This is a genomic window from Dactylosporangium sp. NPDC000521, assembly GCF_042898305.1.
In the GTDB taxonomy this organism is placed as follows: Bacteria; Actinomycetota; Actinomycetes; order Mycobacteriales; family Micromonosporaceae; genus Dactylosporangium.
In genome coordinates this window covers 684487-710952 of the sequence record NZ_JBIAYW010000004.1, presented here as the reverse complement: position 1 = coordinate 710952, position 26466 = coordinate 684487, and the positions used below count along the sequence as shown (strand labels likewise).

The following is a 26466-nucleotide window of genomic DNA, read 5'->3' as shown; positions in this document are numbered from 1 at the left end:
TGGCTCCCTTCGGTGGGTGTCGATATCGGTGGTCAGCCCTTGCGAAGCGCCTCGCGCCAGCCGGGTGCGGGGCGCGAGCGGGCCATCTGGCGGATCAGGTCGAGGTGCCGCCAGACCTTCTCGAAGGCGTCGGCGTAGCGGGCCAGCAGCGGCCCGGCGGCCGGATCGAGGTGGCGGCGTTGCAGGCACAGGGATCCGTCCACGACCGCGGCCGTCACGGGGAAGTGCTCGGCCACCCAGTCGAGGGCGTCGGCCTCGGTCATGCCGGCGGGCCGGAACGCGGGGTGCGCGGGCAGCGGCGCGACCTGGTACTGGGAGACCGGCACGCCCTCGGCGCGCAGCACCCGGTGCAGGGCGGCGCGCAGCCCGGTCCGGTGCTCGGGCCCGAGGCCGAACGCCTCCGGCTGCGGCATCAGGCGCAGGATGTGCCAGGCGTGCGTGCGGCCGGCGGGGATCTGCGGCACGCGCAGCCCGGGCAGCTGGGCGAGCCGTTCGAGGAACGCGTGGATGCCGGGCTCACGCCGCCTGGCGTTGTCGTCGAAGCGGGCCAGCTGCGAGCGGGTGAAGGCGGCCGCGACCGGCGCCATCCGCGCGTTGAAGGCGGCGTGGTGGCTGATGTACGTGCGGGCCCCGGCCGGCGCCCGTTCGCCGAAGTTGCGCAGGCTGACGAGCCGCTCGTGCAGCTCGTCGTCGTCGGTGGTGATGAGCCCGCCCTCGCCGCACGTCGGCAGGTTCTTGTGCGGGTGCAGGCTGAAGCAGCCGGCCGTGCCGAGCGCGCCGGCCCTGCGCCCCTCCAGCCGCGCGCCGTGGGCCTGTGCGGCGTCCTCGACGACCGGCACGTCCAGCCGCTCGGCGAGCCGGCGCAGTGCCGGCATGTCCGCCGGTAGTCCGTGCAGGTGGACGGGCAGCAGCGCCGCCGTGCGCGGACCGGTGGCCTCGGCGGCCGAGCGGGGATCCAGGTTGTAGGTGCCGGGCTCGACGTCGCCGAACACGGCGGTGCCGCCGGCCGCGTGCACGGCGTGGGCGGTCGCGTTCATCGTCAGGGCCGGCACGACCACCTCGTCGCCGGGGCCGACCCCGCAGCCGCGCAGCGCGAGGTGCAGCGCGACGGTGCCGGAGGCGACGGCCACGCAGTGCCGTGTGCCGGTGGCCTCCGCCCACGCCGCCTCGAGGCGGCCGATCTCGGGCTCGCCGGGCGACGCGGCGTTCAGCGGCCCGTCGCGCAGCACCCGGAGGACGGCCCGCTCGTCGTCCGCGGTGACGATCGGCCAGGCGCCGCCGCCGCTGTCCTTCGGCACGGCGCGGTCCCCCCCGAGCAGCGCCAGCTCCGCGGTACGCGAGGTGTGGGTGGTCTCGGCCATGAACAGGCACCTCCGGACGGTGTGCTCGTCGGGTCGCCGCTCGGGAGGACACGCAAGGAGCAGCCTTTGTTGCAGACATTCATCGCCTCGTCATGCAGAGTCTGCAACAGTGTCGAGGGTCAGCATCACCCTGCATGCGGCGATCCGCAACTCGATCATCGACGTTTGGACCAATGCCCTGTTTGGCAAAAGACGACGTGGGGAAGGGGCATTGAGTCGCCGGCGTGGATATTCGAGCGACTTTGCCGTGACCTGCGAGATGTAGCCTCGATGCTGCTTCCAAGTTGTCTCTCAGGATGTGCGACCGTGAAGCATGTGTTAGCTTCTGCAGTGTTGGCCAAACAGTAGTCACACAATCTGCAGGAGGCAACTGATGACTGTTGCAACGACCGTGCAGTGCCCGCAGTGCGGTGGCGCGGTGGACGTCTCCGATGAACTCATGGTTGCCGAGATCGTGATCTGTCAGCACTGCTCCAGCGAGCTCGAGGTGGTCACGACCGACCCGGTCGTGCTGGCGCTCGCGCCCGAGGTGGAAGAGGACTGGGGCGAGTAGCCGCCCGCTCGCCGGGGTGGTGGGTACCTGAGGCGGGATCCCACCCCCCCGGCGGGCACCGAACACGCGACAAAGACTGCAGACGGAAGGGGCGGCAGGGTGAAGGTGAGCGTCGTCGGCGCGGCCGGCTACACGGGTGGGGAGCTGCTCCGGCTGGTGCACGCACACCCGGAACTGGACCTGGTGCAGGCCGTCTCCCGCCGGCACGCCGGCCGGCCGGTCGCGGAGGTGCACCCCAATCTGCACCACCTCGGCCTGACGTTCCACCCGCCGCAGGAGCTCGCCCCGGTCGACACCGCCTTCCTGGCGCTGCCCTCCGGAGCCTCCGCGGAGCTGGAGGCCGGCGTCGCCGGACTGGCCGGCACGATCGTCGACCTGAGCCCGGACTTCCGTGCCGGCGCGACCTCCGCGTCCGGCGACGTCTACCGGACGGGCCTGCCGGAGCTGTACGCCGACGAGCTGCCCGGTGCCGAGCGGATCAGCGTGCCCGGCTGCATGGCGACCGCCGCGATCCTCGCCCTCGCCCCGCTGAGCAAGGCGGGCCTGGTCGACGGTGACGTGGTGGTGGACGCGCGGACCGGCTCGTCCGGCTCCGGCGCGGAGCCCGGCCCGTCGTCGCATCACGCCGAGCGCGGCAACGCGTTCAGAGTCTACAAACCCGCCGGGCACCGGCACGAGCAGGAGATCGCGGCGCACGCCAAGGTCCGGGCCCGCATGACCGTGACGGCCGTGCCGTCGGTCCGCGGCGCGCAGGTGATCTGCCACGTCACGCCGCCGGAGCCGGTCGAGCGCCGGGACGTGCTCCGGGTGCTGCAGCGGGAGTACCGCGACCGCCCGTTCGTCCGGGTGGTCTCCCGCAGCCGCGGGGTGCACCGCCTGCCGGACCCGCAGTTCCTGTCCGGCACCAACTTCGTCGACGTCGGCTGCGCGGTCGACGAGGACGGCGGCCGGATCGTCGTGGTCGCCGCCCTGGACAACCTGGTCAAGGGCGCCGCCGGCGGCGGCGTGCAGAGCCTGAACGTGGCGCGCGGCATGCCGGAGGACGCCGGCCTGGAGTTCCCGGGCCTGCACCCGGCCTGAGCCGGACCGCACCAGTCCGCACCGGCACGGCACACCAAGCACAGAGGAGGTGAGCGGGGCATGGCACAGGACGCCGGACACACCCCCGGCGGGGTCATCGTGGTGAAGATCGGCGGCGGCTCCGACCCGGGACCGTTGCTCGACGAGGTCGCGGAGCTGGCCGCTGCCGGCACGCCCACCGTGCTGGTGCACGGCGGCGGCGCCGTCGCCGACCAGCTCGCCGACGAGCTCGGCGTCGAGCGTGAGGTCATCAGATCACCCGACGGCACCCAGAGCCGGCGCACCGACCGCACCATGCTCTCGGTCATCACCATGGCGCTGCTCGGGCGGGTCAAGCCCGAGCTGGTCAGCGGGCTGCGGGCGCGCGGTGCGCGGGCGGTGGGCCTGAGCGGGGCGGACGGCGGGCTGGCGACCGCGTCCCGCAAGCCGGCGATCCGGTCGGTCAAGGCCGGCAGGACCGTGGTGATCCGCGACGACCAGTCGGGGCGGATCGAGCACGTCGACCCCGCACCCGTCCGCGCGGTGCTGGAGCGCGGCGACGTCCCCGTGGTGTCCCCGCCGGCCAGCGACGCCGACGGCAACCTGCTCAACGTCGATGCCGACGAGATGGCCGCCCGGCTCGCGGTGGCGCTCGACGCCGACGCGCTGGTCCTGCTCACCGACGTCTCCGGGGTGTACGCCGACCCGGACGACCCGGGCAGCAGGATCGCCGAGGTCGGCCCGCAGCACCTCGACGGCGACACCGTCCGCGGGCGGATGCGGCACAAGGTGCGGGCCGGGCTGCGCGCCAGCCTGACCGTCACGCGCGTCGTCATCGGCGCCGCGGGGCAGCACCGGCCGATCCGCCAGGCCCTCACCGGCGGCGGCAGTTCCCTGCGCGAGGCCGGCGGCGGCGGTTCCCTGCGCGAGGCCGGCGGCGGCGGTTCCCTGCGCGAGGCCGGCGGTGGCAGTTCCCTGCGCGAGGCCGGCGGCGGGAGCTCCCTGCGTGAAGGCGGCGCCGCATGACCGCCGGTTGGACCGTGCGCCGCGCCCGGCCCGGCGTCCTGCGCGAGGACTACCCGGCGTGGCTGCTGCGCGCCGCGCTGAGCATCCCGTCGGTGTCCGGGCAGGAGCTGCCGCTCGCGGGGTTCCTGGCGGAGCAGATGGACACGCTCGGCTTCGACGCGCACGTCGACGAGGTCGGCAACGTCCACGGCGTCATCGGCCCCGGCGACGCCCCGACCGTGATGCTGCTCGGGCACATCGACACCGTCCCCGGGCAGGTCCCGGTGTGCCAGGTCGGCGACCTGCTGTACGGGCGCGGCTCGGTGGACGCCAAGGGCGCCTTCGTCACGATGATCTGCGCCGCCGCGCGCAGCCGCGGCGTGCGGGTGCACGCCGTCGGTGCGGTGGGCGAGGAGGTCGCCGGCTCGCGGGGGGCACGGCACGTGATGGAGACCGTCCCGCGCCCGGACGCCGTGGTCATCGGCGAGCCGAGCGGCTGGGACGGGGTCTGCCTCGGCTACAAGGGGCGCATCGGCCTCGGGTACGAGATGCATCAGCCGCCGCTGCACACCAGCAGCCCGGAGCCGACCGCGGTGGAGCGCGCCGCCCGCTGGGCCGGCGACGTGCAGGACTACCTGCGCGGGCTGTCACCGGACCCGGATCCGGACCCGGTCGCCTTCGGTGTCGCCGCGGGCACGCTGATCCGCCTGTGCGGCGACCTCGCCGACGCCGAGGCGTTCCTGACCTGCCGCGTGCCGCCGGGCTTCGACTTCGCCGCCCTGGAGCGCTTCGCCCGCAGCCGCACGCACAGCCGGATCTGGGTCGACGAGCGGGTGCCCGGGGTGACCCGCACCCGGTCCGACCCGGTGGTGAGCCAGCTGCGCGCCGCGATCGCCGCGCAGGGCGCCCGGCCGACGTTCAAGCGCAAGGCCGGCACCTCCGACATGAACACCCTCGACCCGTGGGGCGTGCCAATGGCCGCCTACGGCCCCGGCGACGCCCACCTGGACCACACCACCGACGAACACATCCCGATCAGCGAGCTGTACCGCGCGATCGACGTCCTGACCGTCGCCCTGCCCCGGCTGGGGCGCCAGCTGGCCGCGACCCCGCCGGACAACGAACGCGCCCTCGCCGGTCCCCGACTTCTGGAGGCATGATGTTGCTGGACGGGAACGTCGCCATGATCACCGGCGCGGCCCGTGCGCTGGGCCGCTCCCACGCGCTGACCTTCGCCCGTGAGGGCGCCGACCTGATCCTGGTCGACCACTGCGACCCGCAGGCCGGCCCCTACCCGATGTCCGGCCGGCGCGACCTCGAGGAGACCGCCGACAAGTGCCGGCGCTTCGGCAGCCGGGTGCTGACCGGCGTCGCCGACGTGCGCGACCAGGCCGGCGTCGACAAGGTCGTCGACGAGGGCATGGAGGAGTTCGGCCAGATCGACGTGCTGCTCAACAACGCCGGCGTGCTCGGCCCCGGCGGCGTACGGGCGCACGAGCTGACCGAGGAGCAGTGGCAGCTGTCCCTCGACGTGAACCTCAGCGGCACGTGGCGCTGCTGCCGGGCGGTGCTGCCGCACATGGTCGAGCACGGTGGCGGGCGGATCGTGAACACCGCGTCCACCGGCGGGCGGGTCGCGTTCGAGATGTACTCCAACTACGTCGCCTCCAAGCACGGCGTGGTCGGGCTGACCAAGTCGATCGCGCTCGAGTACGGCCGGCACAACATCCGCGCGAACGCGGTCAGCCCCAGCACCGTCGCCGACGACGCGGAGCTCGGCACCCGCAGCACCCGCGCGGTCGCCGAGTCGATGGGCTCCGGCCTGGACGACTACGAGCGCCAGTCCGCGTCCCTGCACGCGATCGGCCGCCTCGTGAGCGCGGCCGAGGTGTCGGCGGCCTGTCTGTGGCTGGCCAGCCCCAACTCCGGCGGCGTCACCGGCACCGAGCTGGTGGTGGACGGCGGCTTCACCGCCCGCTGACCGAGGACCGGACCCCGACCCAGACGGATAGGAGTTGCCTGCCATGGACCAGTCCACCGAGCTGCAGACCCGGCCCGACGCCGGCCTGGACGCCGCGCCCGCCGACGGCGCCGCCCCGTCCGACCTCGCCGCGCTGCGGTCGCGTCTTGCCGCGCTGCCCGCGCAGAAGCGCCGGCTGGTGGAGCGGATGCTGGCCCGTCAGGGCGCGGACCTCGGGATCACCCGCCGTGCCGCCGGCTCCGACTCCGAAGCTGACACGGCGCCGTGCTCCTTCGAGCAGGAGCGGCTGTGGTTCATGTACGAGCTGCTCACCCGCCGCGAGATCTTCCACGTCCCGGTCGCGCTGCGCATCGACGGCGACCTGCACGCCGAGTCGCTGCGCCGGGCGCTGCAGCAGCTCGCCCTGCGGCACGAGTCGCTGCGCACGGTCTTCCGGCAGCGCGACGGCAAGCCCTACCAGCTGGTGCTGGACCGGATGACGCTGCCGCTCGACGAGGTCGACTGCACCGCCGAGGAGGACCCGGCCGGCACCGCGCGGCGGCTCGCCTCGGGGCTGGTCGTCGAGGACTTCGACCTCGCCGAGGGTCCGCTGGTGCGCTGCACGTTGTATCGCATCGACGCGACCACCCACCTGCTCGCGCTGGTCCAGCACCACATCGTGTCCGACAACTGGTCGCTGGGGATCCTGCTGGACGACCTCGGCCGGCTCTACGCCCGGGAGCGCGGCGTGCCGGTGGAGCTCGCCCCGCTCGACGTGCACTACCCGGACTTCGCCGAGTGGCAGCGGGCGACAGTGGACGGTGCGTCGATGCGGCGGCTGCTGGAGCACTGGCGCGAGCGGCTCGACGGCGCCCCCGAAGCCCTCGACCTGCCCACCGACCGGCCCCGCCCGGCGATCCGCGGCAGCCAGGGGCAGTTCCAGCACGTCCGGTTCGGCGCGGACCTCGTCGCCGGGCTGCGCGACCTGGCCAAGCGGCACGACACCACGCTGCTCGGCGCGTTCCTCGCCGGCTACATCGCCTTCCTGTCCCGGCTGGTGCGCTCGGAGTCGCTGGTGGTGGGTGTACCGGTGGCCGGCCGCCCCCGCGCGGAGACACAGCGGATGATCGGCTACTTCCTGAACTGGCTGCCGATCCACGTCCGGGTCGGGGACCGGCCCGACCTGAACACCCTGGTCCGCCGCACCGGTGCGGCGCTCGGCGAGGCCCTCGGCCACCAGGAGATCCCGTTCGACATGCTCGTCCGGGAGCTGCAGACGTCGCGCCGCCCCGGCGTGACCCCGATCTTCCAGACCTCGTTCTCGCTGCGCGACGGCGCGCCGACCCCGCCGAGGATGCCCGGCGTCGAGGTGTCCTTCGCCGAGCTCGACGGCGGCGCGACGCACTACGACCTGATGGCCGAGCTGTGGTGCGAGGGCGACGAGGTGGTCGGCTACCTGCCCTACGACGACGAACTGCTCGACGCGTCCACGGTCGCCCGCTGGGCCCGCTGGCTGGAGACGCTACTGCGGGCCGGTCTGGCGACCCCCGACGTCCCGGTCGCCGACCTGGACATCCTCGCCGACGGCGAGCCGGCGGTCATCCCGGCGCAGGGCCTCACCGCCGCTCCCGCGCACGAGACGCTGCACGGCGCGTTCGCCGCGCAGGCCGCGCGTCGGGCCGACGCGGTCGCCGTCGCCGACGACCAGGACCGGCTGACCTACGCGGAGCTGGCCGACCGGGCCAACCGGATCGCCGCCGCCCTGCGTGAGCGCGGCGAGGGGCCGGGCAGCATCGTCGGCCTCGTCCTGGAGCGGACCGTGGACCTGCCCGCCGCCGTCCTCGGCGTGCTGCAGGCCGGCGCCGCCTACCTGCCGATCGACCCGGAGAACCCGGCCGAGCGCACCGCCGACCAGTTCGCCGAGTGCCGGGTGAGCACGGTGATCGTGACGCCCGCGACCGCGAAGGCCGTCGAGGGGCCGCGGCCGCTCGTACTGGACTGGTCCGAGATCGCCGAGGCGACCGAGCAGGTCACCGTGGACGTGCCGCCGGAGGCGCCCGCGTACGTCATCTACACGTCCGGCTCCACCGGCAGGCCCAAGGGCGTCCTCGTCGCGCACGGGCACGTGCTGCGGCTGCTGTCCGCCTGCGACGAGCACATGACCTTCGGACCGGACGACGTGTGGACGCTGTTCCACTCGTACGCGTTCGACTTCTCCGTCTGGGAGCTGTGGGGTGCGCTGCTGCACGGCGGCCGGCTGCTCGTCGTGCCGCAGTGGGCGACCCGCGCGCCGGACGTGTTCGCCGAGCTGGTGCGGACCGAGGGCGTCACCGTGCTCAGCCAGACGCCGTCCGCGTTCGGCCAGGTGAGCGCGGCGCTGCTGGACCGCCCCGACGAGCACACCGCCCTGCGGTACGTCGTGTTCGGCGGCGAGGCGCTCAACCACGCCGCGCTGCGCCCCTGGGTCGCCGCGCACGGCGACGAACGGCCCGAGCTCATCAACATGTACGGCATCACCGAGACCACCGTGCACGTCACCTACCGGCGGGTGCGGGAGGCGGACCTCGCCGAGACCGCGTCGCTGATCGGCCCGCCGCTGCCGGACCTGTCGCTGTACCTCCTGGACGGCTCGCTGCACCCGGTCGGCCCCGGCGTCCCCGGCGAGATCTTCGTCGGCGGCGACGGCGTCACCCACGGCTACGTCGCCAACCCGGCGCTCACCGCGCAGCGCATGCTGCCCGACCCGTTCAGCGGGCGGTCCGGGGCCAGGATGTACCGCAGCGGCGACCTCGCCGTGCGCCGCGACGACGGCGAGCTGCTGTACCTCGGCCGCGGCGACGACCAGGTGAAGGTGCGCGGCCACCGGATCGAGCTCGGCGAGGTGCAGGCCGCCCTGGCCGCCCTCGACGACGTCGCCCGCGCCGCCGTCGTCCTCGAACGCGACCGGGTCGGCGCCGCCACGCTCGCCGGGTACGTCGTCCCGGCCGGGGAGGCGAGCCCGAGCGGCTCCGCGATCCGCCGCGCGCTGCTGCGGACCCTGCCGGAGTGGATGGTGCCGGCGACGGTCACCGTGCTGGACGAGCTGCCGCTGACCCGCAACGGCAAGCTCGACCGGCAGGCCCTCGCCGGGCGCCGCGACCAGGGCCCGAGCACCGGCCCGCGCGGCGACGCGCCGGCGGACGGGACCGCGAAGGAGCTCGCCGCGATCTGGCAGGACCTGCTCGGCGTCCCCGCGGTCGGCACCGAGGACAACTTCTTCGAGCTCGGCGGCCACTCGCTGATGGTGATGCACATGGTCGCGCGGATCCGCACGTCGCTGGGCGTCGACATGCCGATGGAGACCCTGTTCCGCACGCCGCAGTTGCAGCCCCTCGCGGACGCCGTCGACGAGGTCCGCGCCGGCACGACGGTGGCCCCCGCCGCCGCCGGCGACGACATCGCCACGATGCGCGCCGGGATCGCCGAGCGGGTCGCCGGGATCCCGCGCCCCGGGCCGCGCGCCGACGCCGACCGTGGCGTCGTGCTGCTCACCGGCGCGACCGGGTTCGTGGGCCGGTTCGTCCTCGCCCAGCTGCTCGACGGTGACGACTGCGCGCGGGTCGTCTGCCTGGTGCGCGGCGGGGAGCGCCGCCGCGACGACCTGGTCGACGGGATGACCGCACTCGGGCTGTGGCGCGCGGAGCACGCCGCCCGGGTGGAGCTCGTCGACGGCGACATCGCCGCGCCGCGGCTCGGGCTGTCCCGCGCCGACCACGACCGGCTCGCCGGCGAGGCGGGGCGCATCGTGCACACCGCCGCGTGGGTCAACCACGTCTACCCGTACGAGCAGCTGGCCGCCGCCAACACGCACAGCCTGGCGGGCCTGCTCGAGCTGGCCGCCGCCGGTCGCCGCGCCGCGCTGACCGTGGTGTCGACCAGCTCGGTGTTCGACTCCGCCGGCTACCCGGCCGGCGGGACCGTGCCGCCCGGCCCGCTGCACACGCTGCCGTCGGCCGCGAACGGCTACGTGCGCTCCAAGGCGGTCGCCGAGCTGTACCTCGAGCACGCCGCCGAGCTGGACGTGCCCGCCGCGGTGGTGCGCATCCCGAGCGTCTTCGGCGACCAGGAGCGCTTCCAGATCAACGCGGCCGACGCCGTGTGGAGTTGGTCCCGGGCGATGATCGAGACCGGTCAGTACCCGGAGAGCTTCGCCATCGAGGGCAACGAGCTCTTCCAGGCGCTGCCCGCCGACGCCGCCGCCCGCGCGGTGCTGCTCGCGGACGCCGGGCACGCGGAGCCGGGCGCCCGCTACGTCGACGCCGTCCCCGCGGCCGTCGGCGGCACCCGGGACCTGGTGGACGCGATCCGCGCCGCGGGCCACGAGCTGCGGTCCTGCCCGGACCGCGAATGGTACGAGCGGGTGGCGACCCTGGACCCGGACCGGGTCTGGGTGGCCGGCATCGCCGGCCCGGTCGCCGCCCAGCTGGCGGCGGACCCGTCCGCCGCCGCGCCCAGGACGCTGCGCCGCTGCACCGCCCCTTCCGGTGCGGGCGAGCTGAGCGAGCTGCTGCGCACCCGGGCGCTGCACACCCCGGCGCACCTGGCCGGGTACATCCGGACGCTTGACGCGTCCTGAACTGCCGGCCGGGACCCGTGTCCCGGAACCGGAACACACACGAACGGACCGGGAGGATGCCCAGCCCCTGCACGGCCGAAGACGGACGAGACCGAAACGATGGGAGTGACAGTGAGCACGGACGAGCGCACGTATCTCGTGGTGCGCAACCACGAGGATCAGTACTCGATCTGGCCCGCCGGGCAGGACGTCCCGGACGGCTGGGCCACCGAGGGCTTTGACGGCCCGAAGGACGACTGCCTCGCGCACATCGCCGAGGTATGGACCGACCTGCGGCCGCTGAGCCTGCGCCGCGCGGTCGTCGCCGATGGAGGTGTTCACGTTGGCTGAGATGGTGCACACACCACACACCCCTGAGACCACTGAAGAGCCGCTCGCGGTGATCGGCATGAGCTGCCGCTTCGCCCCCGACCTCGACACACCCGGACAGCTGTGGGAGTTCCTGCGGGCCGGGCGCAGCGCCGTCGGCGAGATGCCCGCCCGGCGGTGGGACCCGTACGAGGCCGACCCGAAGAGCCGCGCGATCCTGCGCCGGACGACCCGCAAGGGCTCGTTCATGCAGGACATCGAGGGCTTCGACGCGGAGTTCTTCCAGATCACCCCGCGCGAGGCCGAGTACATCGACCCGCAGCAGCGGATCATGCTGGAGATGGCCTGGGAGGCGCTGTGCGACGCCGGGCTGCCGCCCACGTCGCTGGCCGGCACGGATGCCGGGGTCTACGTGGCCGCGAACACCAACGACTACGGCCGCCGGCTCCTGGAGGACCTGGACCGCACCGGCGCCTGGGCCGTGAACGGCACCACGTTCTACGGCATCGCCAACCGGATCTCGTACTTCCTCGACGCGCACGGGCCGAGCATGGCGGTCGACACCGCGTGCGCCGGGTCGCTGACCGCGCTGCACGTCGCGTGCCAGGCCCTGCGCACCGGCGAGACCAGCGTCGCGATCGTCGGCGGCATCAACATCATGTCGTCGCCGGCGCTCGTGGTGGCGCTCGACGCGGCCTCCGCGACCTCGCCCGACGGGCGCAGCAAGGCGTTCGACAAGTCCGCAGACGGCTACGGCCGCGGTGAGGGCGGCGGCGTCGTCATCCTCAAGCGCCTGTCCGACGCGGTCCGCGACGACGACCCGATCTACGGGCTCGTCATGGGCAGCGGCGTGTTCCAGGACGGCCGCTCCGACGGCATGATGGCCCCCAACAGCGAGGCCCAGCAGCGGATGCTGCAGGAGACCTACGAGCGGGCCGGCATCGACCCCAACACGGTCCAGTACGTCGAGGCGCACGGCACCGGCACCCAGCTGGGCGACACGGCCGAGGCGAAGGCCATCGGCAGCGTCTTCGGCCCCAGCCGGGACAGCGACGACCCGCTGCTGATCGGCACGCTCAAGCCCAACGTCGGGCACGTCGAGGCGGCCTCCGGCATCGCCGGCGTCATCAAGGTGCTGCTCGGCATGCAGCACGGCGAGCTGCCGCCCACCCCGCACGAGGAGGTCAACCCCGAGCTGGGCCTGGACGACAACAGGATGCGCCTGGTCGGCGAGCCGACGCCGTGGCGTGCCGGCGAGCACGGCCGGCGCGCCGGTGTCTCCAGCTACGGCGTGGGCGGCTCGATCGCGCACGCCATCCTGCAGCAGGCCCCGGCGACCCGCCCGTCGGCCAACGGCCACGGCGGCGCGAAGACCGCCCGCCCGTGGGTCTTCCCGATCTCGGCCGCCTCCGAGCAGGGCGTGCGCGGGCTGGCCGGCGCGGTCGCCGACTGGGTGCGCACCAACCGGAGCGCCGACCTCGACTCGCTCGCCCACACGCTGACCGAGCGCCGCTCGCACCTGGCCCGCCGGGCCGCGGTGGTGGCCGCCGGCACCGACGAGCTCATCGACGCCCTCGACGCGCTCGCCGACGGCGAGCACTCGCCCGACGCCGTCACCGGTGCCGCCCGCACGTTCGGCGACTGCGGCGCCGACGGGCCCGTCTGGGTGTTCTCCGGGCACGGCGCGCAGTGGGCCGGGATGGGCCAGGAACTGCTCACCACCGAGCCGGTGTTCGCCCGCGTGATCGACGAGCTGGGCCCCGTCTTCGCCGAGGAGCTGGGCTGGACCCCGCGCGAGGCGATCGACGCCGGCGGCCCGTGGACGGTCACCCGCACCCAGGCGATGACCTACGCGATGCAGGTCGCGCTCGCCGAGGTGTGGTCGGAGCTGGGCCTGGTCCCCGGTGCCATCATCGGGCACTCGGTCGGTGAGATCGCCGCGGCGGTCGCTGCCGGCAGCCTCGACCGGATCGAGGCGGCGCGCTTCGCCTGCCGCCGGGCCAGGGCCCTCGAGCGGGTCGCCGGGCAGGGCGCGATGGCGATGGTGCCGATGGCCTTCGCCGACGTCGAGCAGCGGCTCGCCGGCCGCGACGGGGTCGTCGCCGGGATCGCCGCCAGCCCGCTGTCCACAGTGGTCTCCGGCGACATCGACGCGGTCGAGGCGTTCGTGGCGGAGCTGTCGGGCGAGGGCATCCAGGCCCGCAAGGTCAACACCGACGTCGCCTTCCACTCCCCGCACGTGCGGGGCGAGGTCCTGGCGGAGGTCGGGCGGGCCGCGGCGCAGCTGCACGCCCGCCCGCCGCAGGTGGCGCTGTACAGCACGGCGATGGCGGACCCGCGCTCCGGCGTGCCCCGCGAGGGCGACTACTGGGCCACGAACCTGGCCGACCCGGTGCGCTTCCACCAGGCCGTGCGGGCCGCGCTCGACGACGGCGCCCGGGTGTTCCTGGAGGTGTCCTCGCACCCGGTCGTGGCGCACTCGATCAGCGAGACCGCGATCGACGCCGGCGTCTCCGACGCGCAGGTCGCCGTCACGCTGCGCCGGGAGCAGCCGGAGCAGCGCACCGTCCTGACCAACCTGGCCCGCCTGCACTGCCTGGGCAGCCCGGTGCGCTGGTCCTACGCGGGCGAGCTCGTCGACGTGCCGGCTGTACGGTGGCAGCACAAGCCGTTCTGGATCTTCCCGGACACGCCGTCGGAGCACGCGGGCGTCGGCCACGACCCGGAGAAGCACACGCTGATCGGCGGGCACACGACCGTCGCCAGCGCCCCCGTGCAGCGGGTCTGGCAGACCGAGCTGAACATGGACAACCGGCCCTACGCGCAGTCGCACAAGGTCGTCGGCGTGGAGACCGTGCCGGCCTCGGTGGTGCTCAACTCGTTCATCGGTGCCGCCGCCGGCGACGGCGACGTGCCCTACGGGCTGCGCGACATCGTGTTCCGCATCCCGCTGGCCGCGCACCCGACCCGCATCGTGCAGGTCGTCATGGAGCAGGACAAGGTCCGGCTCGCCAGCCGCATCAAGCGCGAGGACGGCGCCGGCGGTGCCGGCGGCGGGGTCAGGGACGACGAGTGGCTGACCCACACGACCGCGACCGTCGTGCCGGAGCCCGAGGTCGGCACCACCCCGATGGAGGACGTGGACACCATCCGTGCCCGCTGCCCGGTGTCGTGGACGTGGGCGAAGGTCGACGGCATCTTCCGCGCGATGGGTGTCGACGGCTACACGTTCCCGTGGGTCGTCGAGGAGCTGCTGCGCGGCGACGACGAGCAGATCGCGACGGTCACCGTCGACCACACGCCGAAGCTGCACCCGTCGAGCTGGACCGCGGTCGTCGACGCCGCCCTCACCGCCAGCGGCGTGCTGGTGATGACCGAGGACTCGACCGTGCTGCGGACCTGCTCGCACCTGGAGTCGCTGCAGTTCAAGGGCGCGCCGCCGCCGCGGATCTACGTGCACACCACGCGGGACCCGCGCACGCCGGACACCATCAACATGCAGGTGGCCGACGAGTCCGGCACCGTCGTGTGCGAGGCCCGCGGGCTGCGCTACGTCAAGGTGCAGGACATCGGCTCCGGCGCGGTCGGCCCGCGCGACCTGGTGCAGGAGCTGGCCTGGGAGCCGGTCGAGGTGCGCGCCGACGCGCCGCAGCCGCGCCAGGCGCTGCTGCTCGGGCAGCCGGAGGGCGGCCCGGCGCTCGTCGGCGCGCTCAACGCCCGCGGCGTGGAGACCCGCGCGACGACGGACCCGGCCGCGATCGGCGACGGCCTGCTGGCCGGCGGCGACGTGGTGATCGTGGCGCCGCCGGCACTGCTGCCGGACGAGGCGCCCGAGCAGGCGGCCCGCCGCTGCGCGCAGGCGCTCGTCGACGCCGTCCAGCGGGTCGCCGCGATCGAGGACGAGCAGAAGCGGCCCACCATCTGGGCGCTCACCCGCGGGGTCCGGCAGGGCAGCACGGAAGGCGCGCTGGCGCACGCCCCACTGTGGGGCGCGGGCCGGATCGTCGCCGGTGAGCGGCCCGACCTGTGGGGCGGCACCGTCGACGTGGACGGCGACACCGATCTCGCGTCGGTCGCCGGCGTCATCGGTGCGCTGCCGCCGAACGAGGACGTGCTGTCCAGCACGGCCGACGGGCTGTTCGCGGCCCGGCTGCGCCGGCTGGAGCGGCCGGCGGAGCGAGAGCCGGTGGACTGCCGTCCCGACGGCACCTACCTGGTCACCGGTGGTCTCGGTGCGCTCGGTCTGGAGGCCGCGCGCTACCTGGTCGAGCAGGGCGCCCGCCGCCTGGTGCTGGTCGGCCGCCGCGGGCTGCCGCCGCGCTCGGAGTGGGACGGCGTGACCGACCCGGCCGTCGCCGCGCAGATCGCGGAGGTCGTCGCCCTGGAGGCGGCCGGTGCCACGGTACGGGTGCTGCGGCTGGACATCTCCGACCCGGAGGCCACGGCCAAGGCCCTCGACCCCGGCGCGCTGGACCTGCCGGCCGTGCGGGGCATCGTGCACTGCGCCGGTGTCGTCTCCGACGCCCTCGTCGAGAAGACCGGCGCCGAGAACCTGGACACGACCATGGGTCCGAAGGCCGACGGCGCGATGGTCCTGCACCGGCTGTACCCGGCCGGCACGCTGGACTTCTTCACCATGTTCTCCTCGTGCGGCCAGTTCGCCCGGCTCACCGGGCAGGTCAGCTACGCCTCGGCGAACTCGTTCCTGGACGCGCTCGCCGCGCTGCGGCGCTCGCAGGGCGAGATCGGCTCGACGAGCTTCGCGTGGGCGCAGTGGATCGGCCGCGGCATGGGCGAGACCACCGGCAAGGCCACGATCCTCGAGGCCGAGTCGCGCGGTCTGGGCGGCATCACCGTCAGCGAGGCGCTGCGCAGCTGGAGCTACGCGGACCGCTACGCGCTGCCGTACGTGACCGTCATGCGGGTCATGCCCGGGCACACCCTGCCCGTGTTCTCGCAGCTGTCGGTGACCGACGCCGCGGCGGAGAACACCGGCGGCGGTGCGGTGGACTGGGCGACGGTCCCCGCCGACGAGCTGGTGGAGAAGGTGACGGCGGAGACGCACGAGCAGGTCGCCGCCGAGCTGAACCTGGCGCCGGAGGACATCGCGATCGACCGGCCGCTGCTGGAGCTCGGGGTCGACTCGGTGCTCACCGTGGCGCTGCGGGTGCGGCTGCACCGCACGTTCGCGGTGGACCTGCCGCCGACGATCCTGTGGAGCAACCCGACGGTCCGCGCCCTCGCCGAGTTCCTCGCGGGCGAGGTCGGCGGCGCGACGCAGGAGCCGGCCGAAGCGCAGGACCAGAAGCAGGAGGCCCAGGACGCGGCTGCCGGGGGTGCCTCGGAGACGCCTCCTGCCGAGGAGCCCGGGACCAACGGGACGCCGAGCCTGACCAGGCAGGTGCCCCCGGTCCGGGTGGAGACCCCGGTAGCCGCCGCATGAGAACGGGGCCGGGACGGTGATGACCTCGCCGTCCCGGCCCCACCGGGCCCGGGACGGTGCGACCCACCAGTCCCGGGCCCGTCGTATCAGCGAAAAGGCTCCGACAGTCAACAGGACACGATGCAGAGTTCATAGTATTCTCGACGTATTGACTGCAGAGCCCCCGAGTGTGCGTACTCGCGCACGTCGACCCATCGAGGGGAGCCACTGATGGACAGCTCCGAAGACCTCCGCGCCGGTGACGTCGCGCAGCGCGGCTGGGCGCACGGCCGCCTGCCGCTGCCGACCGCGGGAGATGACTGGCAACGCTTCACGGCCGCCTGGGACGACCTCGTGCCGGACGCCTATCTCGGGCCGGCCAGGTGCCGGCGCAACCGCCGCTACGGCCGCGTGCTCGCCCACCGCGACGGCACACTGGAGCCGCTGCTCGGCACCGAGTTCTTCCAGAGCAAGCAGATCAACCGGGCGTTCGGCGACCAGCTGCGCGTCTTCGAGCCGCTGACCGACGAGGCCCTCACCAGCTGCCGCTTCAGCGAGATCCTGCAGGAGTCGGTCGGCCTGGTGAACGAGGCCGCCGGCGACCGCGACTGGGAGCTCGGCGTCCACTTCATCCGGGTGATCGCCGAGCCCGACGAGGGTTCGGAGCCCGCGCCGGAGGGCCGGCACTCCGACGGGCACGAGTACGTCGCGATCCACCTGATCGGCCGGCATCACTGCGTCGGCGGCGAGAGCCAGGTCTTCCGCCGCGGCGAGGAGCGGGCCGAGCACCGCGTCACCATGACCGAGCCGCTCGAGGCGCTGGTGCTGTCCGACACGACGATGGAGCACGCCGTCAGCGAGATCCGCACCGAGGACCGGTCCGTGCCCGGCTGGCGCGACACGATGATCGTCGACTTCAACACCGTGCCGGATCTCGCCGAGGTGAACGGCCGCACGCACAGCTCCCTGCAGGCACTGTCGCTGTACTGATTGGAGGGTTCGATGAGCAGCCAGGTTTCCAGCGCTCCCGGCCGTCTCGTGCGGCGGCTGCCCGCCTCGACGGCGTGCCCCGAGTTCTGCCTGATCGGCATCGACGACCTGCTCAACAACCGGGCGACGACGAGCGTCGAGGACCTCGGGCTCGGCCGGCTCAACGCGTGGGGCAACTCGTTCCCCGCCGGGGAGCTGCCCGCGCCCCGCACGGTGATCGAGGTCGCCGGCATCCCGTTCGTGTGGCCGGACGCCCACGCCGGCGGTGACAACGTGCGCGCCGAGGGCCAGGTCATCGAGGTCCCGCCGGGCCGCTACGACTGGATCTACCTGCTGGCCGCCTCCGAGCGGCGCAGCGAGGACATCCTCTGGGTGCACTACGACGACGGGTACGCCGACCCGCTGCGGGTGGGCGTCTCGGACTTCCTCGACGGCACGCCCGCGTTCGGCGAGGAGCCCGCGTTCAAGACCGAGCGGATGCACTACCCGCACCACGTACAGCAGCGGCTGCCGACCACGATGTGGCTGTCGCGGATCGGGATGCCGCGCCACGGCGTCGCCACCGCGCTGCGCCTGCCGCGGCTGGTCGCCCTGCACGTCTTCGCGGTCACGCTGGTGACCGGCGTCGACGTCCGGCTCGCGGGCGGTGTCGCGGCATGATGTCGACCCGCACCCTCAACGAGGTCCAGCTGTGGACCCGCGACCTCGGCAGCTGCCTGCACGGCACCCTCGCGACCGTGCTGCTGCACGACGGGCACGACCCCGTCACCGTGCTGGGCGCGCCGTGGGAGTTCCGCCGCAAGGCCGGCGCCTGGACCACCGAGGAGTACTACTACCACGCCGAGCCGGACTCCCTGGCGAAGCGGCTCGCGCTGTTCCACCCCTTCGAGTCGAGCTGGCACCGGAGCACCGGCCTGGACGAGCTGCGGGAGGCGCTCGCGGCCGGGGTGCTGCCGATCGCCGCCGTGGACAACTTCCACCTGCCGTTCCGGCCCGCGTTCCACGACGTGCACGCCGCACACCTGCTGGTGGTGTGGCGGATCACCGACACCGAGGTGTACGTGTCCGACGCCCAGCCGCCGGCCTTCCAGTGCCCGATCCCGATCGCGGACTTCATGGCGAGCTGGGGCTCGGCGAACCCCGCCGACGACGGCGACGTGTTCTTCAGCGCCAGCCCCAGCGACCGCCGGTGGCTGGACGCCCGGATGCGGGGCGACGTCCCGGAGCCGGACCGCGCGTGGACCGCCGAGGTCATCCGGGCGAACGTGGCCCGCTTCCGGCGCCCGTCGGAGGGCGACACCCTGTCCGGGGTGGCGGGGCTGCGGGACTACCTCGACGAGCTGTGCGCGCTGCCGCCCGGCTCCGGCGCGGCCGAGGTCGCGCTCAGCGAGCTGTACGTCATCAGCTGGAACATCCAGGCGCAAGCGGGCCTGCACGCGGAGTTCCTGCGCCGGCAGGGCCGCGCCTTCGGCAGCTTCGACCTCGCGGAGGCGGCGGCGCGGGTGAACGCGGTCGCGCACGGCTGGACCGGCGTGCGGATGACCGGCGCCCACTCGCGGGTCTGGGGCCGGCACCGCCCCGCGGAGCTGCGCGCGCACAGCGACGAACTGCTGCGCCGCCTCGAGGTCGCGCTCGAACAGCTCGAAGTCACCGCGGACGCCGTGAGCCGCCGGGCTTAGGAGAAGGGTCATCGTGGACACCACAGACATGCCGATCGCCGTCGTCGCCTCCCGGGTCCGCCGGGAAGAGCGGCTGATCCTGCAGACCATGGAAGAACGCGGGCTGAACTTCGAGCACGTGGACCCGCGCAAGCTGACGGTCCTGCTCGCCGACGGACGCCCGCCGTACCGCGCGGCGCTCATGCGCGAGGTCAGCCACAGCCGCGCCGCGTCGGTCGCGTCCACATTGGACGCGCTCGGCGTGCCCACGCTCAACCGGCCGCCGGTGCTGGAGACGTGCGGCGACAAGCTGCGCACCACCCTCGCCTTCCACAACGCCGGCCTGCCGATCCCGCAGGCGGCGGTCGCGTGGGGCACGTCCTCGGCGCTGGAGGCGATGCCGAAGCTCGGCTTCCCCCTCGTGGCGAAGCCGGTGACCGGCTCCTGGGGAAACCTGACGGCGCGGGTGCACGACGAGGAGCAGGGCCAGGCGATCCTGGAGCACCGCGCCGCCCTGCCCAACCCGCAGCAGCACGTGTACTACCTGCAGGAGCACATCGACAAGCCGGGCAAGGACATCAAGTCCTACGTCGCCGGCGACAGGGTGGTCTGCGCGATCTACAAGAACGCCGTCGACGACTGGCGCACCAACACCGCGATCGGCGGCGCGCCGACGCCGTGCCCGATCACCGACGAGCTCAACGACCTCGCCGTGGCCGCGGCGAACGCGGTCGGCGGCGGCTTCCTGGGCGTCGACATCCTCATCGACCAGGAGGGCCGCCTCTTCGCCAACGAGGTGAACCACACGCCGGAGTTCCACGGCGCGATCGACGCCACCGACGTGGACGTCGCCGGGCACATCGTCGACTGGGCGGTCGGCACCATCGAGGAGGTCGAGTCGACATGAGCGGCCAGCGGAGCGGCTCGGGCCGCTCATCATGTGACAGGTTTGGCTCAGGCCGGCACCGGAGCGCAGCGGAGGCGGCGGCATGAGCCAGTCGCTGCTTGCCTTGTGGAGCGCGCCCCGGTCCCGGTCCACCGTGTTCTTCCGGATGATGCTGGAGCGCGACGACCTGCGCGCCGTGCACGAGCCGTTCTGCAACATCGCCAACGACGGCCGCACGCTCGTCGAGGACCGGCCGGTGGACTCCTACGACGAGCTGATGGACGCGCTGCTGGACCTGTCGGCGACCTCGACGGTGTTTTTCAAGGACACCACCGACTGCCGCTACGACGCGCTCTTCGCCCGCGAGGACTTCCTCAAGGGCGCCCGGCACGCGTTCCTGCTGCGCGACCCGCGCGAGATCATCCCGTCCTACGCGGCGATCCGCCCCGAGATGGCGCCGCACGAGGTGGGCGTGGAGTATCTGCACCGCATCCACCAGGCCGTGCTCGACGCCGGCGGCGAGCCGATCGTCATCGACTCCGAGGACCTCGTCGACCGCCCGGAGGCGACGGTCCGGGCGTACTGCGCCGCCGTGGGCCTGCCGTTCCGCGAGGACGTCCTGCAGTGGCAGCCGGGGGAGCGGCCGGAGTGGCGGCAGTCGGCACGCTGGCACACCGACGTCAGCGAGAGCTCGACCGTGCGGCGCACGGAGCGCTCCTACGAGCGGACGACCGAGACGGATCCGTTGCTGCGCCGCTATTACGAGCACCATCTGCCGTTCTACGAGCAGCTGTTGCATCGACGGATTCGAGTTTCCTGAGTTGCTGCGCACATACTGTGCAGTTACCGTTGCCTTAGCAAATACTCGACACATACGACATGCACAGGCGATATCGAAAGGCCCGGTTGATGATTATCTCAACGCCGCCGTTCTGTCCGGTGCAGTTCGACGACCCCGATCTGCTCGACTCCGCATTCCACGCCGTGACGGACATGCATGCGCTGTGGGCGCACCTGCGTGAGGTGGCGCCGGTCTACAAGGCGGACCCCGGTGGCGGCCGGGAGCCGTTCTGGGTGGTGACCCGGCACGAGGACGTCAGCCGCGTGCTGCGCACCCCGACCGAGTTCTCGTCGCGGCGCGGCACGATCCTCAGCGTCCTGGACCTGAACACGCCCGACATCGCCACCGACGACATGCTCGCCGACACCGACCCGCCACGCCACGGCGAGCTGCGCAAGCCGCTCAACCCGGCGTTCGCGCCGGAGCTGGTCCAGACGCACGAAGAGCTGATCCGCGGGCTGGCCCGCGACGCGATCCGGCGGGCCATCGACAAGGACGTCCACGACATCGCCCACGACACGATGATGTTCGCGATGTCGATCACCGGCACGCTGATGGGGCTGCCCCCGCAGGACTGGGAGCACCTCATGCACGTGGTGATGATGACGATCGCCTACGAGGACCCGACCTACGCCTCCGGCAACGCGATGTCGACCGTCCGGCAGGCCCGGCACCAGATGTTCGAGGCGTTCCGGGAGCAGTTCGCGAAGCGCGAGCGCGGCGCCGAGAACCCCGACGCGATCGGCAGGATGCGCAACATGGACCTGTCGGAGGGTCCGATGTCGGAGCAGCAGGCGATGGTCAACGGCTACGTGCTGCTCATCGGCGCCAACGTGACGACGCCGCACACGCTGTGCACGCTCTTCAGCCAGTGGGCGGAGCACCCGGAGCAGTTCGAGCGGCTGCGGGACCACCGCGACGACATCCAGATCGCCCTCGCCGAGGTGCTGCGCTGGGCGTCGCCGGTGACCGCGCTGATGCGCTACGCCATCCAGGACGTGGAGCTGCAGGGGCAGACCATCAAGGCCGGCGAGCCGGTCAGCGCGTGGCTCGGCTCCGCCAACCGCGACGAGCGGGTCTTCAAGGACCCGTACACCTTCGACCTGACCCGCCGGCCCAACCGGCACCTCGCGTTCGGCGTCGGCCCGCACTACTGCATCGGGGCCGGGATGGCGAAGGTGACGCTGCAGATCTTCATCGAGGAGATGCTCGACCTGGTCGACACCGTCGAGATCGCCGGCGAGGTCCAGCACGTCGCGTCGCACTTCGTGCCGGGGTACAAGAGCCTGCCGGTGCGCTTCACGCCGCGGAAGGTGGCGGCCGCGCTGTGAGCATCCCGCAGACCACAGCACCGTGGTTCGACCAGCGGTTCCGGTCGGTCACCGCGACGCACAGCCTGTACTGCTTCCCGTTCGCGGGCGGCTCCGCCACCTACTACGCCGCGTGGGAGAAGTACTTCACCGGGCGGATCGAGCTGGTGCCGGTGCAGCTGCCGGGGCGCGGCGCCCGGATGGCGGAGCAGCCCGTCAGCGACCTGGCCGGGCTCGCCGACGACCTCGCCGAGGTGATCGCCGGCGAGCCGACCGAGACCGTGCTCTTCGGGCACAGCATGGGCGCCATTCTCGCGTTCGAGGTCGCCCGGCGGCTCAAGACCGCCGGACGTCCGGTGCGGCACCTGTTCGTGACGGGCCGGCCCGCACCGCCGATCGTGCGCCCGCGGGAGCCGGTCAGCGACCTGCCGCGCGCCGAGTTCATCGAGATGCTGCGCGACTACGGCGCCGCCGACAACGCGGTCTTCGAGCACGACGACCTGCTGGACCTGCTGATGCCGATGCTCCGGGCGGACTTCTCGATGATCGAGCGCTACCGGATGGCGCCCGGTCCGCTGCTGTCGTGCCCGATCACCGCCTGGTGCGGCGACAGCGACCCGGGGGTGCCGCCGTCGGCGATGGCACCGTGGGGCGAGCAGACGTCGGGGGCGTTCGCGCTCTCGGTGCTGCCCGGCGGGCACTTCTTCCTCACCGAGCACCACGCCCGGGTCGTGCGGGAGGTCCACGCCGCACTCCGTGGCGTCTGACGCGTCCTGACGTTGCTAAGGAGCCTGAGCATGGATTTCGATGTTCCCCAGGAGACCGCCGACTTCGCCGCCGAGGTCGAGCGGGTGCTGAGGTCGCCGGAGACGGCGCGGCTGCTGCAGGACGTCCATGCCCGCGCCGACGGGATGGACGGCGACGTCCGCCCGCTGTACCGGCACCTCGGCGCCGCCGGCATCCTCGCGCCGTCGTGGCCCACCGGGTACGGCGGCCGCGGCCTCGACTACACCGCGACCGTCACGCTGCTGGAGCAGCTCGTCGCGCACGGCATCCCGCAGAACCTGTACTGCATCTCGGTGCAGAACGTCGGCTCGCTGATCCTCGCGTCCGGCGACGAGCGGCAGCGCAGGACGCTGCTGCCGGCGATGGCGAGCGCCGAGACGACCGCCTGCATCCTCTTCACCGAGCCGACCAACGGCTCCGACCTCGCCGCGCTGCAGACGACCGCGGTCCGCGACGATGACGGCTGGGTCATCAACGGGCGCAAGACGTACAACCTCAAGAGCGCCTACGCGGACTTCGCGCTGATCGCGGTGCGCACCGACCCGCAGAGCAACCAGTACGAGGGCATCACCCTGTTCCTCGTCCCGCTCGACGCGCCGGGCGTGGTGATCCGCCCGATCCCCAGCCTCGCCAACGAGCAGTTCCACGACATCTGGTTCACCGACGTGCGCGTCGGCGACGACGCCGTGTTCGGCCGGCCGGGCGCCGGCTGGTCGCTGATCACGCAGATGTTCGCCGCGGAGCGCACCGGCCTGGACTACTACGCGCGCGGCCGGCACTGGCTCAACATGATCGCCGAGCGGCTCGATGCCGACGGCCGCCGCCCCGGCGACGTCACCCGGGTCGGCCTGGCCAAGCACCGCACCCGCCTCGCCGCCAGCAAGCTGCTCAGCTGCCAGGTGATGCAGAACCTGCAGGACGGCAACGCCGACATCGCCGAGTCGTCGTTCGCGAAGTGGCACTGCAGCGAGACCGGCCAGCGGATCGCCTGGTGGGCCCTGGACGCCCTCGGCCCCGACGTGCTCGTGCCCGGCCCCGGCGCCGGCGACCGCATCCTCGAGGCGGCGCTGCGCGAGTCGCCCGGCGTCACCATCTCGGGCGGGGCGTCCGAGGTCATGATCGACATCTTGAGCAGCGCGCGGGTGTACGACGCGGGCGGTGTCGCCGCGCCCGGACCGGCCCTCGACCCGGTGCAGCAGCGGCTGCGGGAGGCGGTCGACGCGGTGCTCACCCGCACCGGCGACCTGTCCGAGCAGCTCGGGACGATCGGCGTGCCGGCGCTCAGCGCGCCCGCGAGCCTCGGCGGCGCCGCGCTCGGCCTTGGCGCCGACATCGTCGTCAACGACCGGCTCGGCCACGCGCTGCAGCCCCTCGGCTGCTACCGCGACACCGCGTTCGCCCTCGACCTGCTCGACGGCGCCGACGTGCCGGCCGACATCGTCGGCGGGCTCCTCGACGGCACCGGTCACGGGGTCGTGATCGGCGCCCGCGGCCCGTCCGGCGTGCGGGTGAAGGGCGACGGCACGCTGTGGGGCGAGTCGGAGCCGCTGCCGCGCAGCACGGTCGGGCTGTGCGTGGTGCGCACCGACGAGGGGTGGCACCTCGTGCTGCCGGACCCCGCGACCTGCCTCGTGGACGCGTTCGAGCACTTCGGCACGCCCGCCACCCGGATCCGCTTCGACGGCGCCGCCGCCGAGCCGCTGCGGATCACCGAGGAGCGGTGGTCGCGGGCCCTCGATGCGGCCCGGCTCCGGCAGGCGGCGCTGCTGCTCGGCATCGCCGACCGCATCCTCGAGGTGGCCCGCGCGCACGTCAACACCCGCATCCAGTCCGGCCGGCCCCTGGTCGAGCGGCAGACGGTCGCGCACCGCCTGGCGACGCTGATGGGGGAGGGCGACGGGTGGCGGCTCGTGCTGCACCGGGCAGCCTGGCAGTTCGACCGCGACGAGGATGCGTCGGCGGCGTCTGTACTGGCGGCGCTGGCCGAACACGCGCAGGTCGCGAGCCGGACGGCGCTGCAGCTGCACGGCGTGCGGGGCATGCTGGCGCATTCGACCACGGCCACCGCGTACCGGCAGGTGTCCGTGGAGTCGACCCGCCTCGGCAGCCCCGCCGATCTGTGGCTGGCCGCGGCCGCCTGAGGTTGCTGCTTGCGCAATCCGAACGGTCGTGCTTTTCTGAGCGCATGGGGAAAGGTGAGGAGACCCGGCTCGCCGTGCTGGACGAGGCGGCGAGGGTCGCGCGGGCCGTCGGCCTCGGCGGGCTGACCATCGGCACCCTCGCCGAGCGCACAGCCCTGTCCAAGAGCGGGCTCTTCGGGCACTTCAAGTCCAAGGAGTCGCTGCAGGTGCAGGTGTTGCAGCACGCGCGGACCCGGTTCGTCGACCGCGTGGTGCGCGCCGCGCTGGCCGCGCCCCGCGGCGAGCCGCGCCTGCGCGTGCTGTTCGACGGCTGGCTGCGGTGGGAGGCGGCGCCCGGCGGCTGCCTGTTCGTCACCGCCGCCGCCGAGTTCCACCACCAGCCCGGCGTCGTGCGCGAGGAGGTCGTGCGCGGCGAGCGCGACATGCTGGACATGATCTCCACCATGTTCCGGGCCGGCGTCGCCGACGGCGCGTTCCGCGCGGACCTGGACCCCGACCAGGCCGCGTACGAGTTCAACGGCATCCTGCTCGTCTTCCACCAGGCGTTTCACCTGCTCGAGGACGAGCGCGCCGAGGCGCGCGCCCGGCTTGCCCTCGACACCCTGCTCGACCGCGCCCGTCGCTAGCCTTTCGGCGCCGGCCGCCGCCTTCCCTTCCCCTTCAGAGGAGTTCTCCGTGACCGCTGTTTTGGCCGCTCAGAAAAGCACGAACGATCGGTTTTTTCGCGCGCCGGGCCCGCTCCGGCTCGCGTTCCGGGTGCTGGAGCGCGCGGCACCCGCCGTCGGGGCGCGGTGGGCGGAGCGGATCTGGTTCCGCCTGCCCAGGCGGACCGCGAAGCTGTCGACCGCCGGCACTCCGTTCACCGTCCGTGCCGGCTCCGCGGTGATCAGCGGCGCCACCTGGGGTGACGGGCCCAACGTCTATCTCCTGCACGGCTGGGCCGGGCACCGCGGCCAGCTGGAGCCGTTCGTGCCGGGGCTCGTCGACCGCGGCTTCCGGGTGATCGCCTTCGACGCGCCCAGCCACGGCGCCTCGGCACCCGGCAGGTTCGGGCCGCGGTCCGCGTCCATCCCGGAGTTCGCCGACGCCCTGACCGCCGTCGTCGCCGAGCACGGCCCCGCCGAGGCGATCGTCGCCCACTCGCTCGGCTCGGTCGCGGCCGCGGTCGCCCTGTGCGACGGGCTGCGCGCGGGGCGGGTCGCGATGATCGCCCCGATGGCGAGCCCGGCGTCCTACGCCCGCTACTTCGCCCGCGTCCTCGGCTTCGGCGAGCGGACCCTGACGCGGCTGTCCCGGCGCGTCGAGCGGCGGGTCGGTGCCCCGATGCGCCACTTCGACGTGCCGGCGATCGGCAGCGCCGTACAGATGCCGCAAACGCTGATCGTGCATGATCGCGAGGACCGGTCGATCCCCGTCACGGACGGGATCGCGATCGCCGAGGCGTGGCCGTCGGCGCGGCTGCACGTCACCACCGGCCTCGGCCACCGGCGCCTGCTGCGGGAGCCCGCGGTCGTCGCGGCCGTCGTGGATTTCGTGGACGGGAAGGAGCCGGACCTGGGCGGGTGACGCG

19 protein-coding genes are annotated in these 26466 nt (G+C 73.4%); 18 read left to right on the top strand and 1 reads right to left on the bottom strand.

Going from position 1 to position 26466, the window contains the following annotated elements; genetic code table 11:
• Positions 1-32 precede the first annotated feature (32 nt).
• The gene (locus ACFY3L_RS17530; RefSeq protein ID WP_389324312.1) at positions 33-1361 is read right to left on the bottom strand and encodes a DegT/DnrJ/EryC1/StrS family aminotransferase; all 1329 of its coding nucleotides are present in this window, start codon (positions 1359-1361) and stop codon (positions 33-35) included.
• 373 nt (positions 1362-1734) lie between these two features.
• On the opposite strand from ACFY3L_RS17530, the gene lysW reads away from it, so the two are divergent.
• The 18 genes from lysW to ACFY3L_RS17440 all read left to right on the top strand — a co-directional run bounded on the left by lysW (position 1735) and on the right by ACFY3L_RS17440 (position 26462).
• On the top strand, positions 1735-1914 hold the full coding sequence (gene lysW, locus ACFY3L_RS17525; RefSeq protein ID WP_344509524.1) for a lysine biosynthesis protein LysW: 180 nt from the start codon (positions 1735-1737) through the stop codon (positions 1912-1914).
• Positions 1915-2013: 99 nt separating this feature from the next.
• Positions 2014-2994 carry an N-acetyl-gamma-glutamyl-phosphate reductase gene (gene argC, locus ACFY3L_RS17520; RefSeq protein ID WP_389324308.1) on the top strand — a complete coding sequence of 327 codons (981 nt, stop codon included), beginning with the start codon at positions 2014-2016 and terminating at the stop codon, positions 2992-2994.
• 60 nt (positions 2995-3054) lie between these two features.
• The gene (gene argB, locus ACFY3L_RS17515) at positions 3055-3999 is read left to right on the top strand and encodes an acetylglutamate kinase (RefSeq protein WP_389324305.1); all 945 of its coding nucleotides are present in this window, start codon (positions 3055-3057) and stop codon (positions 3997-3999) included.
• Positions 3996-5138, top strand: coding sequence for a M20/M25/M40 family metallo-hydrolase (locus ACFY3L_RS17510; protein ID WP_389324302.1), 1143 nt, complete (start codon positions 3996-3998; stop codon positions 5136-5138). Before argB ends, ACFY3L_RS17510 begins: the two co-directional genes overlap by 4 nt.
• A complete protein-coding gene (locus tag ACFY3L_RS17505; protein ID WP_389324299.1) occupies positions 5138-5959 on the top strand; it encodes an SDR family oxidoreductase in 822 nt (273 codons plus the stop codon). The genes ACFY3L_RS17510 and ACFY3L_RS17505 overlap by 1 nt, the downstream gene beginning before the upstream one ends.
• 43 nt (positions 5960-6002) lie before the next feature.
• Entirely contained in the window at positions 6003-10553 is a 4551-nt protein-coding gene (locus ACFY3L_RS17500) for an amino acid adenylation domain-containing protein (RefSeq protein WP_389324296.1), read from the top strand.
• A 105-nt stretch (positions 10554-10658) separates the two neighbouring features.
• A complete protein-coding gene (locus ACFY3L_RS17495; protein ID WP_389324591.1) occupies positions 10659-10883 on the top strand; it encodes an MbtH family protein in 225 nt (74 codons plus the stop codon).
• 1 nt (position 10884) lies between these two features.
• Positions 10885-16305, top strand: a complete 5421-nt coding sequence (locus ACFY3L_RS17490) for a type I polyketide synthase (RefSeq protein ID WP_389324293.1) — start codon at positions 10885-10887, stop codon at positions 16303-16305.
• A gap of 210 nt (positions 16306-16515) precedes the next feature.
• A complete protein-coding gene (locus tag ACFY3L_RS17485) occupies positions 16516-17274 on the top strand; it encodes a 2OG-Fe dioxygenase family protein (RefSeq protein WP_389324290.1) in 759 nt (252 codons plus the stop codon).
• 12 nt (positions 17275-17286) lie between these two features.
• Positions 17287-17934 (top strand): hypothetical protein, encoded by a 648-nt coding sequence (locus ACFY3L_RS17480; protein WP_389324287.1) that lies wholly within the window; start codon positions 17287-17289, stop codon positions 17932-17934.
• A complete protein-coding gene (locus ACFY3L_RS17475; RefSeq protein WP_389324284.1) occupies positions 17931-18953 on the top strand; it encodes a BtrH N-terminal domain-containing protein in 1023 nt (340 codons plus the stop codon). Before ACFY3L_RS17480 ends, ACFY3L_RS17475 begins: the two co-directional genes overlap by 4 nt.
• A gap of 13 nt (positions 18954-18966) precedes the next feature.
• On the top strand, positions 18967-19839 hold the full coding sequence (lysX, locus tag ACFY3L_RS17470) for a lysine biosynthesis protein LysX (protein ID WP_389324281.1): 873 nt from the start codon (positions 18967-18969) through the stop codon (positions 19837-19839).
• Positions 19840-19921: 82 nt separating this feature from the next.
• Positions 19922-20638 carry a hypothetical protein gene (locus tag ACFY3L_RS17465; RefSeq protein WP_389324278.1) on the top strand — a complete coding sequence of 239 codons (717 nt, stop codon included), beginning with the start codon at positions 19922-19924 and terminating at the stop codon, positions 20636-20638.
• An 89-nt stretch (positions 20639-20727) separates the two neighbouring features.
• The gene (locus ACFY3L_RS17460) at positions 20728-21990 is read left to right on the top strand and encodes a cytochrome P450 (RefSeq protein WP_389324275.1); all 1263 of its coding nucleotides are present in this window, start codon (positions 20728-20730) and stop codon (positions 21988-21990) included.
• The gene (locus ACFY3L_RS17455; RefSeq protein ID WP_389324272.1) at positions 21987-22736 is read left to right on the top strand and encodes a thioesterase II family protein; all 750 of its coding nucleotides are present in this window, start codon (positions 21987-21989) and stop codon (positions 22734-22736) included. The genes ACFY3L_RS17460 and ACFY3L_RS17455 overlap by 4 nt, the downstream gene beginning before the upstream one ends.
• A gap of 30 nt (positions 22737-22766) precedes the next feature.
• Positions 22767-24896, top strand: a complete 2130-nt coding sequence (locus tag ACFY3L_RS17450; protein ID WP_389324269.1) for an acyl-CoA dehydrogenase family protein — start codon at positions 22767-22769, stop codon at positions 24894-24896.
• Between the two features lie 44 nt (positions 24897-24940).
• Entirely contained in the window at positions 24941-25522 is a 582-nt protein-coding gene (locus ACFY3L_RS17445) for a TetR/AcrR family transcriptional regulator (RefSeq protein ID WP_389324266.1), read from the top strand.
• A 49-nt stretch (positions 25523-25571) separates the two neighbouring features.
• Entirely contained in the window at positions 25572-26462 is an 891-nt protein-coding gene (locus tag ACFY3L_RS17440; protein ID WP_389324263.1) for an alpha/beta fold hydrolase, read from the top strand.
• Positions 26463-26466: the final 4 nt, after the last annotated feature.